The organism is Pleomorphomonas koreensis DSM 23070, from assembly GCF_000425185.1.
GTDB lineage: Bacteria > Pseudomonadota > Alphaproteobacteria > Rhizobiales > Pleomorphomonadaceae > Pleomorphomonas > Pleomorphomonas koreensis.
Map to the genome: position 1 here is coordinate 1 of NZ_AULH01000006.1, position 13,575 is coordinate 13,575.

The following is a 13,575-nucleotide window of genomic DNA, read 5'->3' on the forward strand; positions in this document are numbered from 1 at the left end:
TCATCAGCCTGCCAGCGGCAAGCTGACACGTTCCCGGCTCTGTCCGGAAGGCACGGCGAGCGCCGAAGCTACACCACGCCCTGGGACACGATCGTCGGCGGGAAAGACTGTTTGCGACTCTGCTGATATATTGGGGCTCTCCGATCGAACCGTGAAATTCTATCTGGAGAATGTCAGGCATAAGCTGAACTGTCTCAACACCACCCACGCCGTTGCGCGGGCGATAAGCCTCGGATTGATACCTCCGAGCTATTTCTAGCCGCGTCAATACGGTTAATGGGCCGTATTAAATTTTCGAATTAATGTTACTAAAAGACCTCCACCAACAACTGGTGGAGATCAAGATGATCAGGATCGTTCAGTCGAAAAACAAAGCAAAATATAGCCGGGAAATGGATCAGATGCACAAACTTCGTGCATCCGTCTTCTCCGACCGCCTCGGTTGGGAAGTCGAGGTCGTTGACGGATGGGAGATCGACGCCTTCGATGCTCTCGACCCGCTCTATCTCATCTCGCTGGATGCTCTCGGCCAGGTCCGGGGCACACTCCGGCTGCTGCCGACAACCGGTCCCAACATGCTGCGGGATGTCTTTCATTGCCTGCTGCCCGATGGTCTGGTCATCGAAAGCTCGAGGATATGGGAGAGCAGCCGCTTCTCGGTCGACCTCGCGCATCCCGCCGAGCGGTCGGCCAACCGACTGAACCGGGTGACCGGCGAACTGCTGGCGGGAATCGTCGAGGTCGGCATGATGATCGGTCTGACGCACGTCGTTTCCGTCTACGACGCCAGGATGGCCCGCGTTCTCAAGCACGCCGGCTGTCCGGCCGATCTGGTGGGTGAACCGCAGCGGATTGGCGGCGTCATGACCTATGCCGGCCTCTTCAGTACCGACGAGGACATGCTGGCGCGCATCCGCGCCGCCGCCGGTCTGGAGGGTCCTGTTCTCGAATCCCAGATAAAGGAGCTGGCTTTCGCCGCTTGACCAGGGCGTGAGGCGGTCCTTCAGCGTCGACGCTCCCGGGACCGCCCCATCGCATCGGCATGAGATCGGAATCTCCATGTGTCGAGACGATCGATCGCTTTCCTCAGGAGTGGTAGTGTCTGGCTACCGCGTTGGGGGAACGGCACAATGGCTGAATGGGATGTTGCAACCGAGATCGCTGAGAAGGCGGAATGCCTCCGGCAAATGGCAGAACAGGCCCATCTCCATCACCTTGCCTTCATTCTCCAGTGCTGCGTGAACACCGCGCTTCTGGGCGAAGAAGTGGTGATCGAACGAATTCTCGCCGAAATCCAGAACGCGAGAATCTATGATGCCTGAGAACCTGCCCCGAAACGCTGCCGGGGGTGGGCTTCCAGCTTCAATTCTCCCGCCTCCGGTGCCAGCGAACCCCGGGCTCGCTCTGCTCCGGTTGGCGAATCTATCGCTATCTGCCTGATATCCGCGAGTTTCGCGTCAGACTGGCGGATATCCAGGTGATCGATTCAAGCTGATGCCAAGGCCACCTGGAGGACTTGTTTCAGCACCGCCGCCGCAAGGCCCTTTCCTGGACTGGTGGCGCTTTGCGTGTTTCTGGCGTTTACGTCCGAGACATTCCTGACGCTCCGGACCGTCCTGAACGTCATGGACCAGATCGCCGTCACCGGCGTGATGGCGCTCCGCTTCCGACGCGCGGGGGACGGATCGATCGCGTCGGCATCGATCGGCGCGCCGCCGAGCAACGCCAGCGCCCCGGCCTCGATATTGCTCCGACCGCGCTTGTCCGCGATCTCAAGGTCGCCGCCCAGCAGCAGGTGGAGATCGCCAAGGCGTTGACGCTGAACGCCCGCCTGTTGATCTTCGACGAACAGTCCGCTGCGCTCGGCGGCGAGGAGACGCTTCGTCTCTTCGAGCGCATCGAACAGTTGAAGGTGGAAGGCATGTCGTTCATCTACCTCAGCCACCGTCTGGACGAGATTGCCCGGATCGCCGGCCGCGTGGCGGCTCCGCGCGACGGTCAACCGGTCGCCACGCATGAAACCGCCCAACTGCCGGTCACGGCGCTTGTCGAGGAGATGGCCGGCCGCACGATCGCCTGCTCCCCGATCTGGACGAAACCTTCGGCGCGACCCTGCTCGAAGTGGACGACATCTCCAGCCCGAGCGGCGTCTTCCGGAATGTCGGCTTCTCCGTGCGCCAGGGCGAGGTGCTCGGCATAGCCGGCATCGTCGGGGCCGGTCGCACCGAACTGGTCAGGGTGATCGCCGGCGCCGATCCGATCTCGACGGGCCGTTCCGCGGCGTGCCGCGGCGTTCGGTGCGATTCATCTTCGGGAAATTGGCGAGATGGCTGCGACGATCGCGGCGGGGTTCCTTCAGGGCATCGGCCGTGGCTGGCAACGAGCGGCACGTGGGTTCCGGTCATCAGCACGCCGGACGACATCCCGATCGCCGGATTCGACAACGCCCCCTTTGTCCTCAGCTTTTCCCCCATGGCCTGACTTCGGCGGTGCTGCCGCACGGGGAGATGGCGCGCGGGGCTCACGAGCATATCCTGGCGGCGCGTCGCCGCGCGCGTCTGAAAGCCCAGCCAGCCTGCCTGGAGGAGTCAGGCTCGCCTGCGTGTTTCCACGGAACCGGGTGGAAGGTCCGGCGTTTCATCTCACGGTTCACCGAACCGAAGCCAGTCACAAGACGCGAAGGAAAATGGCCATGGGTTCCACCACCGACAAGGTCAAGGGCTATGCCAACGAAGCGGTCGGCAAGGTCAAGCGGGCAGCCGGCAAGGCGCTCGACGACGAGAAGCTGAAGACCGAGGGCGACATCCAGGAAGCCAAGGGCGACGCGCAGAAAGCCGTCGGTCGCGGCAAGGAAGCCCTGAAGGACACCATCGACAAGCTCTGACCCGTCCTTCCGACTAAGTTCCGGCGCTGCCGGCCCGACACGGCCGGCGGCGCTTTTGTAGGATTTCGAGCCGCGCGCCGCTGACGCGTTTTCCCTTCCTTCGAGGATCGACATGCCCCAGAGAACGTTGCTGCAGGCTTTCCACTGGTACACTCCCGGCGACGGGTACCTCTGGAAGGATATTGAGGACAAGGCGGCTTCCTGGGCGGAGATGGGCATCACCGACGTGTGGTTGCCGCCGATCTACAAGGGCGCGGGCGGCGGCTATTCGGTCGGCTATGACGTCTACGATCTGTTCGATCTCGGCGAGTTCGACCAGAAAGGCGGCGTCGCCACCAAATACGGTGACCGCGCGGCGCTCGAACGGGCCGTCCATGCGCTCGAGGCCAAGGGTCTCGGCGTCATCTACGACGTGGTGTTCAACCACAAGATGGGCGCCGACGAGACCGAGCGGGTCAAGGTGCACCGCGTCAATCCCGACAATCGCGAGGAGATCGACCCCGAAACCTTCGAGGCGACCGTCCACACGCGCTTCACCTTTCCCGGCCGCCAAGGCAAGCATTCGAAGTTCATCTGGGACGCCAAATGCTTCAGCGGCATCGATCACATCGAGGATCCCGACGAGGACGGCGTGTTCAAGCTGGTCAACGACTATGACGACGGCTGGAACGTCGAGGTGGACGCCGAGTTCGGCAATTTCGACTACCTGATGGGCTCGGACATTGAGTTCCGCAACAAGGCCGTCTACGAGGAGCTGAAATACTGGGGCCGCTGGCTGCTGGGCGAACTGCCCTCGGCCGGCTTCCGCCTTGATGCCGTCAAGCACATTCCCGCCTGGTTCTTCCGCGACTGGATCGGCCACATGCGCGAGACCGCCGGCAAGGACCTGTTCGTTGTGGCCGAATACTGGCTGCCCGACCTTGAGGCGCTCGGCCGCTATCTCGATCTCGTCGATCGCCAGCTGATGCTGTTCGACGTGGCGCTGCACTACAACTTCCACGATGCGTCGAAGGGTGGGCCGGACTACGATCTCCGTCAGGTATTCGACGGCACGCTGGTCGCCGCCATGCCCGAGCATGCGGTGACGCTGGTCGCCAATCACGATACCCAGCCGCTGCAATCGCTGGAGGCGCCGGTCGAGCCGTGGTTCAAGCCGCTCGCCTATGCGTTGATCCTGCTGCGCGAGCAGGGCGTACCTTGCGTGTTCCTCCCCGATCTCTACGGCGCCCGCTATACCGACAAGGGCGGCGACGGCGAGGACCATGATATCGACATGCCGGCGATCGACTGTCTGCCGCGGCTGATCGAGGCGCGGCAGCGCTTCGGCAACGGCCCGCAGACCGACCTGTTCGACGATGCCAATTCCATCGCCTTCATCCGCCACGGCACGGCCGAAGCGCCCGGCTGCGTGGTGGTGCTGACCAACGCCGGCGAGACGGCCAAGCCGGTCGATCTCGGACCGGAGATGGCGGGCGTCGCCTTCCGCGATTTCCTCGGCCATCGCGGCGACGAGGTCGTCCTCGATGAGGCGGGATGCGCCAGCTTCCCGGTCAACGGCGGCAGCGTCAGCGTATGGGTACGGGCGGACGCCGCCTGATCCTTTCAAGTGTACCGCGTAGAGGATACCCTGAAGATGGACTTCCCTTCCTCCCCGACCCGATCGATGAGCGGCTTCAAGGCGGCAGTTGCCGCCGCGGCACCCGTCGTCGCCGCCGCGGTGATCGGCAGCCTCGCCACCGTGCCGAACCTGGTGCCCTGGTACGAAAACCTCGCCAAGCCGTCCTTCAACCCGCTCAACGGCGTGTTCGGGCCGGTGTGGACGCTGCTCTATCTGCTGATGGCCTGCGCCTTCTTCCGCATCCTGCGCTGTCCGCCCAGCGACGAGCGGCGCGGCGCCATCGTGCTCTTTCTGGTGCAGATCGCCCTCAATGCCAGCTGGTCGGTGGTGTTCTTCGGCCTGCACTCGCCGGCCGGCGGCCTTTTCGTGATCCTGCTGCTCGACGCGGCGATCGTCGCGACCATCGCCGCCCTGCTCTCCGTCGATCAGGTCGCCGGCTGGTTGCTGGCGCCCTATCTCGCCTGGGTGGCCTTCGCGACGGTGCTGAACGGATCGATCTGGTGGCTGAATTGAGCGAGGCGGCCGGGGCAATACCCCGGCCGCCTCGGCATCCCGCTTACAGGACCTCGTTGAGGAAGCGCTTGAGGCGCGGGCTCTCAGGCCGCTCGAAGATGTCGTCGGGGGCGCCGGCCTCGACGATGCGGCCCTCGTCCATGAACACCACCTGATCGGCCACCTTGCGGGCAAAACCCATCTCGTGGGTGACCACCACCATGGTCATGCCGCGCTGGCCGAGGTCGGACATCAGGTTGAGGACGCCCTTCACCAGTTCCGGATCGAGGGCGCTGGTCACCTCGTCGAACAGGATCACTTCCGGCTCCATGGCCAGCGCGCGGGCGATGGCGACGCGCTGCTGCTGGCCGCCGGACAGGCTGCTCGGCCGGTGATCCATGCGGCTGCCCAGCCCGACGTCGGCAAGCCGCGCCTCGGCGATGCGGCGGGCCTCGGCGGCCGGCAGCTTCTTCACCTTGGTCAGCGCCAGCATGACGTTTTCGAGCGCCGTGTGGTCGGGGAACAGGTTGAACTGCTGGAACACCATGCCGACGCGGCGGCGCAGCGTCTCGGGCTTCATGGTGAGGATCGAGGCGCCGTCGATGGTGACGTCGCCGGCCCTCGGCTCGACCAGCCGGTTGAGGCAGCGCAGCAGCGTCGACTTGCCCGACCCCGAGGGGCCGATGACGCAGGTGACGGTGCCGGCCTTCACGTCGAGGTCGATGTCCTTCAGCACCTCCAGGTCGCCGTAGGCCATGCCGAGGCCGCGTACGCGCAGACTGCCGCCGCGGAAGCTCGGCAGGCGCTGCTCGGCGGCGGCCGCCGTCGGCGCCGCGCCTTGAAGCTCGCCGACCTCCTCGAGGCCGGACACCAGCGCCACCGGCCGCCGGCCGGTCCGGAGCCGGTTGTCGATGAAGTTGACGAGGTGGGTGAGCGGCACGGTGATGATCAGGTAGAAGATGCCGGCCAGAAGCAGCGGCGACAGGTTGCCCGTCACCACCGACTGGTCCTGGCCGACGCGGAAGATCTCACGCTCGGAGGCCAGCAGGCCGAGGAAGTAGACGAGGCTGGAATCCTTGACGTTGCCGATGAACTGATTGACCATCGCCGGCAGCACGCGGCGGATGCCCTGGGGAATGACGATCAGCCGCATGCCCTGGCCGTAGCTCATCGACAGCGCCCGGCAGGCCTCCATCTGGCCGCGCTCGACGCTCTGGATGCCGGAGCGGAAGATCTCGCCGATATAGGCGCCGGCGATCAGGCTGAGGGCGAGGATGCCGAGCGGATAGGGCGAGGGGCCGAAGATCTGGCGGCCGATGCGGGCGAAGCCCTGGCCGATGATCAGGATGGTCAGGATGGCCGGCAGGCCGCGGAAGATGTCGGTGTAGATGCGGGCCGGCAGCCGTACCCAGGCCGACCGCGAGATGCCCATCACCGCGAGAATGATGCCGACGAGCACGCCGAAGAGGGTCGAAGCGAAGGCGAGGATGAGCGTGTTCTTGAGGCCGATGAACAGCATGTTGGGCAACACGGCCGCCATCGCGTCGAAATCCAGAAAGCTGCGACGAACGTTCTCGAACCATTCCATTTGGGGGGACTTTCCAAGTCGGCTGCTGACCGGGACGAAGAGAAACCGGGAAATGGATAGGGCCGCCCAAGCCGGCCGGATCGCCCGGCGGGGCGCCGTCATGGCCGGCCCCGGCGGCCGGCTTTCAGCACAGGCGGCCGCGCCCGGACCAATGCCCGGACGCGGCCAGCGTCTTACTTCTTCGACGGCAGGTACTGGTCGGGCATCGGCGAGCCCGGGAACCACTTCTGATAGAGATCCCGCCAGGTGCCGTCTTCCATGGCGGCGTGCAGGTTCTTGTTGAGCGCCTCGCGGAAGGCGTCGTTGCCCTTGCGGACGACGAAGCCGGCCGGCGCGTCGAAGGACGGGATGTTGACGGCGAGCTTCAGCGCCGGATAGGTCTCGCCATACTGCTTGGCCGCCTCGTAGTCGAGGAAGTGGGCGTCGATCGTGCCGTTGTTGAGGCCGGAGACCGCCGAGTTGTTGTCGGGGAACTTGACGATGTCGGCGTCGGTGAAGTTCTTCTCGGCGTAGATCTCCTGCAAGGTGCCCTGCACGACGCCGAGACGCTTGCCCTTCAGGCCCTCGGGGCCGGTGATCGAGGCGTCGGGCGTCAGCACGGTCAGGTAGCCGGCGAGATAGCCGTCGGAGAAATCGACCGTCTTCTTGCGCGCCTCGGTGGTGCCGATGGCCGCCACCGCCGTGTCGAAGCGGCCGTTGGCCACCGACGGCATCAGGGCCGAGAAGTCCTGGCCGGTGAAGGTGACGTGATCCTTGTCGAAGCCCATGCGCGAGACGACGTTGAGGAAGAACTCGATGTCGAAGCCGCCGAACTGGCCGTCGGCGCCGACGAAGGCATAGGGCTTGGCGTCGCCCATGGTGCCGACGCTGATCATGCCGGGGTCGATCAGGTTGTAGGGATTGTTATCGGCGGCGAGGGCGGCCGAGGCGCCGACGCCGGCGAGGATGGCCGCGAGGCCGAGACTGCGCATCCGCCGGCCGAGGCCCTTCATGGCGCTGCTGATCATGTGCTGTTCTCCTGTCTGTTCGGACTGTCGTTGTTCGTTTCCACCGGGGCGGGCCGCTGGCGGCGGCCCGTCGTCTCGACCGGATGCCCGAGGGGATTGTCGGCCGAATTTCTTCGCCAGATGAAGTAAAACGGGTTCTCCTTCATCCGGACAAGATTCCGTTCCGCATCATGTCCCTGCAATGCGGTAACGGAACCTGTCTGTCCTCGGTGGCAGGGCTGTAGCCGGTCGTGCCACCGTCGTACTTGCTGAGTTCAACGTCGCGACCGGGTTCATTGTAGTATGAGACCGGTCTCAGTTTGGAGATTAAGGCGACATTGACGGGACGTCAATCGCTATGTAGAGCTAGGTCTCATGGACAAGAAGTCGTCTCCCTTCCGACCGGTGACCGTGGCCGACGTGGCGCGGCGTGCCGAGGTTTCCAAGGCCACGGCGGCGCGTGTGCTCGGCGGCTACGGGCCGGTCAGCGACGAGGTAAAGCTGCGTGTCCAGGCGGCGGCCAAGGCGCTCGACTACCGGCCGAACGAGCTGGCCCGCTCGATGAGCACCGGCAAGTCCGGCACCATCGGCGTGGTGGTCGGCGACATCGAGAACGCCTTCTTCGGCATCGCCGTGCGCGGCATCTCCGACAAGGCGCACCGCTCTGGCTTCAACGTCATCCTGGCCAACTCCGGCGAGGAGGTGGAGGCCGAGAAGGCGGCGCTGAAGGTGCTGGTCGGCAAGCGGGTCGACGGGCTGATCGTCGCGCCGGCCGACAACCGCAGCGTCGGCCACTTGCGCGACATCGTCCGCTCGCGCCGGCCGCTGGTGCTGTTCGACCGGCCGATCGAGGATCTCGCCGCCGACACGGTGGCCACCGACGACCGCGAGGCGGCCTTCGCCGCCACGCAGCGCCTGACGGCGGCCGGCCATCGCCGCCTCGCCTATGTCACCGCCCTCAACGCCGAGCCGCCGCTGTTCATCGGCCTCGACCAGCTCTACACCTCGTCGGTCAAGGCGCGCATCGACGGCTTTCTCGCCGCCTGCCGCGCCGCCGGCATCGTCGAGCCCGAGCGCGGTGTCTGCCTGGCCGGCGGCGGCGCCGAAGGCCGCCAGCGGGCGGCGATCGAGCGGCTGCTGTCGGCGGCCGAGCCGCCGACCGCCATCCTGGCGTCCGACAGCCTGGTCGCCTTCGAGATCTTCAAGGCGACGCAGACGCTGGGCCTCGGCATTCCCGCCGATCTGTCGCTGATTTCCTTCTACGACGCCGAATGGACGTCGGTGACGACGCCGCCGATCAGCGTCGTCGACCAGCCGGTCTACGACATGGGCACGCGCGCCGCCGAGCTGCTGATCGCCCGCATCAACGGCGCCGCGCCGCCGGCCCGCCACGACGTGCTGCCCAACCGCTTCATCGAGCGCGGCTCGGTCGGCCTGCCGCGCCGGCTGCCGGCCACCGCCTGACCGGCGGCGAACTGCGAGCGGTCGACGGCAGGGCATGGCGCCTCACTCCGACGCGGGATGCGGATAGCCGAAGGCGCCGAAATAGCCGCAGGTGGCGGAGGCGCATTCGGCGGCGAAATCGAGCGCCGCCTCCACCGGCCGGCCGGTCAGGATGCCGGTGAGATAACCGGCGAGGAAGGAATCGCCGGCGCCGAGCGTGTCCACCACCGTCGCCGGCTTGATGCCCTGGCGATAGCGCCGGCCGTCCGCCAGCCAGAAGGCGCCGTCGCTGCCGCGCGTCACGCCGACCGTGGTCACCCCGAAGCTGGCGACATAGGCGATCATCTCGTCGATATCGTCGTCGGAGAGGCCGGAACCGGACAGGAAGGCGCCGGTGATGTGCGGGGCGACCGAGGCGATGTAGGCGCGGTCGCGGTGGGTGGAGAAGTCGAAGGTGAGCGTGGCGGCGTGCGCCCGGATCTTCGGCAGTTCCGGCTCGATATAGCTGAACACCGAGGTGTGGACGTTGCCGAAGCTCTCGATGGCCGCGATGTCCTCGGCGTCCATGCGCAGCGCGAGCGCCCGCTGGATGCCGCCCCGGTTGGAGCCGAGGAAGACCCGGTCGCCCTTGTCGTCGAGCGTCACCACGGCCTTGCCGTTCGGGCCGACCGCCTGCCTGAGCCGATCGATCCAGATGCCTTCCTGCCGGAGGCTGTCGTGGACGTGGGCGCCCTCGGCGTCGTTGCCGATCAGGCCGATGTAGCCGGCGCGGGCGAGGCCGTAGCGCCTGGCCAGCACCGGCACGTTGACGGCGTTGCCGCCGGGGAAGAACTCGCCGCGATCCTTGTAGAAGTCGACCACGTTGTCGCCGATGCCGAGCAGGGCCGACGGAGACGGAGAAGCAGCCATTCACGCATCCTTTCGGCCGGCGGGCGCGGCCGCACTTATAGCAGTTCGCAAGGATGCCGAGGCATCCGCTCATCGAGACGATTGCCGATTTCTCATCTGCATCAGTGGCGCGAGACAGCGGCAAACGGAGTGCCAGGAGCCATTCTCATGCCGCCTGGTCTGGTGGAGATCCGGGCGGGGCGACGCCCCGCCCGACACTATCAGTATTCCATGCGCCACATGTAGCGGCGGACGGTGAGCGGATGGCCGCGGCTGTCGGCCAGCGCCACCGCATAGGCGCGCAAGAGGGCGGTGAACAGCATCGGCGTCAGGTATTCGGCGGCGTCGCCGGCCAGTGCCTCGAGGCCGAACTCGGCGGCGTCGAGCACCAGCAGGCGCCTGGAATACTTCTCGGCGAAGGCCAGCGCCCGCTCGTCCATCTTGCGGGCGTTGCCGAGGCCCTTCAGGATGATGAAGGGCACGTCGAAGTCGGTCACCTCGAACGGGCCGTGGAAGTATTCGCCGGCGTTGATGGCCGCCGAATGCACCCACTGCATCTCCTGCAGGATGCAGATGGCGAAGGAATAGGCCGAGCCCCAGTTGGCGCCCGAGCCCATGGTGTAGATCACCGGCTCGCGCTTGTAGCCCTCGGCCCAGGCGGCGATCGACGGCTTGTGACGGGCGATGACGCCCTCGATGGTCTGGCCCATGCCGGCCAGCGCCGCCTCGACCTTGCCGAGCTTGGCGTTGCCCTCGCGAGCGGCGAGGATGCCGAAGACGAGGCGCATCAGCATCGGCGCCGCGTGGTCCTCGGAGACGGCCAGCGGATTGTACTGGTAGAGGATGGTCGCCTCGGCCGCCTCGTCGAGCGGCGAGCCCTCGAGGTTGGTGAAGGCGATGGTCAGCGCGCCGGCCTCGCGGGCGTATCTGGCGGCGGCCACCGTCTCCGGCGTGTTGCCCGAGTGCGAGCAGAGGACGACGACCGAGCCCTTGCCGAGCCGCTTCGGCGCCCGCGCCAGGAACTCGGCGGAGCTGTAGGAGAAGCTGGCGATCTTCTCGGCCTCGCGCTCGACCGCGTAGTGGCCGGACATCAACAGCGCGTTGGAGCCGCCGCAGGCCACGAAGAAGATGTCGGTCACGGCGTCGCGGGCGGCCGCTGCCTTGACCGCCGCCTCGACGTTCTTCACCACTTCCGTCATGATAGATTCCTTGATAACGTCCTATGACGTCATATACGCTAATATGGCATGCCGCCGTCTGTCAACGCTGTTGTGACGCCGTTTGCACCGATGGACCGGTCGCCTCGCCGCCGCGGCGGCGCCTACGTCGTCAAGACGGCGGAAGCGGTGACTTGCCGGCCGTTCTGTGGCACGGTCGTGCCCAGGCCGGCCCGGCGCGCCGGACCGGGACGCGCCGCCCGGAGACATCCGGGGCCTTGACAGAGATCGAACACCCGCGATCTGTCCGGCGGGATGCACGAGCCGAGGAGAAACGCCGCCTTGTCCCAGTCCGCCGACAGCCTCGCCAGGCAGGACGCCTCACCGCTCTACCTCCAGCTCAAGAACAGCCTGATGGAGGCGATCGACAGTGGCCGCTACGCGCCGGGCGAGCCGGTGCCGACCGAGACGCAGCTCTGCGAGCAATATGGCGTCAGCCGCATCACCGTGCGGCGGGCGATCAGCGAGTTGCAGGAAGAGGGGCTGCTGGAGAAGCGGCACGGCAAGGGCACCTTCGTCTCCTTTCGCCGCATGGAGACCAGCCTCGTCGATCTCGCCGGCTTTTCCGAGACCTACTCGCTGAAGGGCTACAAGGTGAGCAAGCAGCTGCTCGGCGTCGTCGAGGGCTTCGCCGACGCCAGCCTCGCCCAGAAGCTGTCGCTCCCCAGGGGCGCGCCGGTCGTCACCGTCAAGCGGCTGATCATGGCGGCCGATACGCCGATGACCATCGAGATCTCCGATTTCCCGGCCGCCCTGTTCCCCGGCCTCGCCGCCGCGATCGCCGGCGCCAGCTCGATATACCGGCTGCTCAAGACCCGTTATGGCCGAGAGATCCGCCATGCCCGGCGGGTGATCAACGTGCGCCTCGCCGACGTCGAGGAGCGCGAGCAGCTCGCCTGCCGCCGCGGCGAGCCGCTGTTCGAGATCGAGAAGACGGTATTCGACGACACCGGTACGCCGCTGCAGCGCTCGCTGCTGCTGACGCCGAGCAGCCGGGTCAATCTCACCATCGAGGTGTGACGGCGCCGTCAGTGACCGGGCGAGACGGCGGCGAGCGGCAGTTCCACCCGGACGATCAGGCCGGCCGGCCGCCAGTGGCGCGCGAAGCGGCCGCCGAACTGGCGCACGATGGTGCAGTCGAGGAGCCGCGAGCCGAAACCGACGCGGTCGGGCGGTGCCGTCACGGCTTGGCCGCCGCGTTCCGTCCAGGTCAGCAGCAGCCGGTCGGCTTCCACCCCCCAGACGATCGACACCCGGCCGGCGTCGCTGGCCAACGCTCCATATTTGACGGCATTGGTCGCCAGTTCGTTGACGATCAGCGCCAGCCCGGCGACGGCCTGCGGCTTCAGCGGCACCGCCGGCCCGTCCAGCGTGATGCAGAGGCCGCCGTCCGGCCGGAATGGCGCCATCACCGCATCGAGGAGGAGGCCGAGATCGGAGGGGGCGGCGTCTCCGCCGGCCATCAGCAACTGATGGGCGCTGGCCAGCGCCTGCAGGCGGTTCAGGAGGCCGCGCGCCAGTTCGTCCTTGTCGCTGGCGCTGCGACTGCCGAGGCGGATCATGGTGCTGGCCAGCGTGAACAGGTTCTTCAGCCGATGGCTCATCTCGCGGGCCAGCGTCGCCTCGGCCTCCAGCGCCCGGCGCAGCCGTTCCTCGGTGCGCAGCACGTGCAGCGCGTTGCCGACGAAGCCGGCGAGTTCGGCGGTGCTGCGGGCGTCGCCGCCGTCGAAGTGGCCGGATTGGCCGGCGACGATCCACAGTGCTCCCGCCGGCTCACCGGCTACCACCAGCGGCACCAGCAGCATTTCCGGCATTTCGACGCCGGTGGCGGCGATCCAGGCGTACAGCCGCTCCGGGTGGCGCGACAGCACCGGCGCCCGCTCGGCGAGCGCCACGCTGCACGGGCTATCCTGGGGCGGCGTCGCCATGCCGTCGAGGATGGCGAGAGAACCGACGACGTAGTGCCGGCGGAACATCCCCGGCTTCGGCGCGTCTTCGAGAAGGCTGAGGCCCGCCGATACACCGCCGGTCATCCGCATGGCGAGGTCGACGAAGCGCGGCAGGATCGTCTCGGGCGCCTCGCTCATGCAGCCGGCGATCTCCTGCAGCGCCCGCTTCTCCTCGAGAGGGTCGGCGAAGCGGGCCGGCCGGCGCGCGAGTTCGGCGGTGATGAATACATCGGCGGAAGAGGGGCGTGAGGTATGAAACATGACAAGAATACCTGATCGCGGCCCGGATGCTCGCCTCGGCATGGTTGGAACAGCCATTCGCCGCACCGGGACGCCAACTTTCCGCCGGTCGGAGCAAGGAGTCTCCGACCAGCTGCGCCACAGGTGCAGTCCACCCGGCCGCTCGATGACACAGCCGGCTGGGCGTTCCATCCATGAACTCCGGCCCATCCCGGCGCGTGCCGCGGATGGAAAAACGTATCCGGACTATTACAATACGTAATAATAGGT

General features: G+C 66.6%; 15 protein-coding genes. 9 read left to right on the plus strand and 6 right to left on the minus strand.

What is annotated here, in order from left to right; genetic code table 11:
- The first annotated feature begins 22 nt into the window (after positions 1-22).
- The 3 genes from H512_RS27855 (at position 23) to H512_RS0103455 (ending at position 1,322) form a co-directional block, all read left to right on the plus strand.
- Positions 23-259 (plus strand): response regulator transcription factor, encoded by a 237-nt coding sequence (locus tag H512_RS27855; RefSeq protein ID WP_084798278.1) that lies wholly within the window; start codon positions 23-25, stop codon positions 257-259.
- Between the two features lie 85 nt (positions 260-344).
- Complete coding sequence (locus H512_RS0103450) at positions 345-983, plus strand: acyl-homoserine-lactone synthase (RefSeq protein ID WP_026782281.1); 639 nt, start codon at positions 345-347, stop codon at positions 981-983.
- 147 nt (positions 984-1,130) lie between these two features.
- Positions 1,131-1,322, plus strand: coding sequence for a hypothetical protein (locus H512_RS0103455; RefSeq protein ID WP_026782282.1), 192 nt, complete (start codon positions 1,131-1,133; stop codon positions 1,320-1,322).
- A gap of 164 nt (positions 1,323-1,486) precedes the next feature.
- Here the strand turns inward: H512_RS0103455 and H512_RS25575 are convergent, their stop codons facing one another.
- Positions 1,487-2,017 (minus strand): hypothetical protein, encoded by a 531-nt coding sequence (locus tag H512_RS25575; RefSeq protein ID WP_026782283.1) that lies wholly within the window; start codon positions 2,015-2,017, stop codon positions 1,487-1,489.
- Between the two features lie 104 nt (positions 2,018-2,121).
- Here H512_RS25575 and H512_RS25580 point away from each other — a divergent pair, with 104 nt between their 5' ends.
- From H512_RS25580 to H512_RS0103480, 4 genes are all read left to right on the plus strand, one after another.
- Positions 2,122-2,481, plus strand: coding sequence for a hypothetical protein (locus tag H512_RS25580; RefSeq protein WP_026782284.1), 360 nt, complete (start codon positions 2,122-2,124; stop codon positions 2,479-2,481).
- A gap of 211 nt (positions 2,482-2,692) precedes the next feature.
- Positions 2,693-2,884 carry a CsbD family protein gene (locus tag H512_RS0103470; RefSeq protein ID WP_026782285.1) on the plus strand — a complete coding sequence of 64 codons (192 nt, stop codon included), beginning with the start codon at positions 2,693-2,695 and terminating at the stop codon, positions 2,882-2,884.
- 112 nt (positions 2,885-2,996) lie between these two features.
- A complete protein-coding gene (gene amyA, locus H512_RS0103475) occupies positions 2,997-4,481 on the plus strand; it encodes an alpha-amylase (protein WP_026782286.1) in 1,485 nt (494 codons plus the stop codon).
- A 36-nt stretch (positions 4,482-4,517) separates the two neighbouring features.
- The gene (locus H512_RS0103480; protein WP_245585342.1) at positions 4,518-5,015 is read left to right on the plus strand and encodes a TspO/MBR family protein; all 498 of its coding nucleotides are present in this window, start codon (positions 4,518-4,520) and stop codon (positions 5,013-5,015) included.
- A gap of 43 nt (positions 5,016-5,058) precedes the next feature.
- Here H512_RS0103480 and H512_RS27745 read toward each other — a convergent pair whose 3' ends face one another.
- Positions 5,059-6,582: an amino acid ABC transporter permease/ATP-binding protein gene (locus H512_RS27745; RefSeq protein WP_026782288.1), complete on the minus strand. Its 1,524-nt coding sequence runs from the start codon at positions 6,580-6,582 to the stop codon at positions 5,059-5,061.
- A 173-nt stretch (positions 6,583-6,755) separates the two neighbouring features.
- Complete coding sequence (locus H512_RS0103490) at positions 6,756-7,553, minus strand: ABC transporter substrate-binding protein (RefSeq protein WP_245585348.1); 798 nt, start codon at positions 7,551-7,553, stop codon at positions 6,756-6,758.
- 390 nt (positions 7,554-7,943) lie between these two features.
- Here H512_RS0103490 and H512_RS0103495 point away from each other — a divergent pair, with 390 nt between their 5' ends.
- Positions 7,944-9,032: a LacI family DNA-binding transcriptional regulator gene (locus H512_RS0103495; RefSeq protein ID WP_026782290.1), complete on the plus strand. Its 1,089-nt coding sequence runs from the start codon at positions 7,944-7,946 to the stop codon at positions 9,030-9,032.
- Positions 9,033-9,074: 42 nt separating this feature from the next.
- On the opposite strand, the gene H512_RS0103500 is transcribed toward H512_RS0103495, so the two are convergent.
- Together H512_RS0103500 and H512_RS0103505 are read right to left on the minus strand one after the other, a co-directional pair.
- Complete coding sequence (locus tag H512_RS0103500) at positions 9,075-9,920, minus strand: PfkB family carbohydrate kinase (RefSeq protein ID WP_026782291.1); 846 nt, start codon at positions 9,918-9,920, stop codon at positions 9,075-9,077.
- A 200-nt stretch (positions 9,921-10,120) separates the two neighbouring features.
- Entirely contained in the window at positions 10,121-11,098 is a 978-nt protein-coding gene (locus H512_RS0103505) for an SIS domain-containing protein (RefSeq protein ID WP_026782292.1), read from the minus strand.
- A gap of 300 nt (positions 11,099-11,398) precedes the next feature.
- Between H512_RS0103505 and H512_RS22365 the strand changes: the two genes are divergently transcribed.
- Complete coding sequence (locus H512_RS22365) at positions 11,399-12,136, plus strand: GntR family transcriptional regulator (RefSeq protein ID WP_169507124.1); 738 nt, start codon at positions 11,399-11,401, stop codon at positions 12,134-12,136.
- A gap of 8 nt (positions 12,137-12,144) precedes the next feature.
- Here H512_RS22365 and H512_RS0103515 read toward each other — a convergent pair whose 3' ends face one another.
- Positions 12,145-13,326: an HWE histidine kinase domain-containing protein gene (locus H512_RS0103515; protein WP_026782293.1), complete on the minus strand. Its 1,182-nt coding sequence runs from the start codon at positions 13,324-13,326 to the stop codon at positions 12,145-12,147.
- Positions 13,327-13,575: the final 249 nt, after the last annotated feature.

What these genes read in the sequence shown, in the direction of transcription:
- H512_RS0103455 (WP_026782282.1), top strand. Translation starts at nt 1,131, where the DNA reads ATGGCTGAATGGGATGTTGCAACCGAGATCGCTGAGAAGGCGGAATGC.
- H512_RS25575 (WP_026782283.1), bottom strand. Translation starts at nt 2,017, where the DNA reads ATGCGTGGCGACCGGTTGACCGTCGCGCGGAGCCGCCACGCGGCCGGC.
- H512_RS0103480 (WP_245585342.1), top strand. Translation starts at nt 4,518, where the DNA reads ATGGACTTCCCTTCCTCCCCGACCCGATCGATGAGCGGCTTCAAGGCG.
- H512_RS0103515 (WP_026782293.1), bottom strand. Translation starts at nt 13,326, where the DNA reads ATGTTTCATACCTCACGCCCCTCTTCCGCCGATGTATTCATCACCGCC.
- H512_RS0103500 (WP_026782291.1), bottom strand. Translation starts at nt 9,920, where the DNA reads ATGGCTGCTTCTCCGTCTCCGTCGGCCCTGCTCGGCATCGGCGACAAC.
- H512_RS0103490 (WP_245585348.1), bottom strand. Translation starts at nt 7,553, where the DNA reads ATGCGCAGTCTCGGCCTCGCGGCCATCCTCGCCGGCGTCGGCGCCTCG.
- H512_RS0103450 (WP_026782281.1), top strand. Translation starts at nt 345, where the DNA reads ATGATCAGGATCGTTCAGTCGAAAAACAAAGCAAAATATAGCCGGGAA.
- H512_RS0103470 (WP_026782285.1), top strand. Translation starts at nt 2,693, where the DNA reads ATGGGTTCCACCACCGACAAGGTCAAGGGCTATGCCAACGAAGCGGTC.
- H512_RS0103505 (WP_026782292.1), bottom strand. Translation starts at nt 11,098, where the DNA reads ATGACGGAAGTGGTGAAGAACGTCGAGGCGGCGGTCAAGGCAGCGGCC.
- amyA (WP_026782286.1), top strand. Translation starts at nt 2,997, where the DNA reads ATGCCCCAGAGAACGTTGCTGCAGGCTTTCCACTGGTACACTCCCGGC.
- H512_RS27745 (WP_026782288.1), bottom strand. Translation starts at nt 6,582, where the DNA reads ATGGAATGGTTCGAGAACGTTCGTCGCAGCTTTCTGGATTTCGACGCG.
- H512_RS0103495 (WP_026782290.1), top strand. Translation starts at nt 7,944, where the DNA reads ATGGACAAGAAGTCGTCTCCCTTCCGACCGGTGACCGTGGCCGACGTG.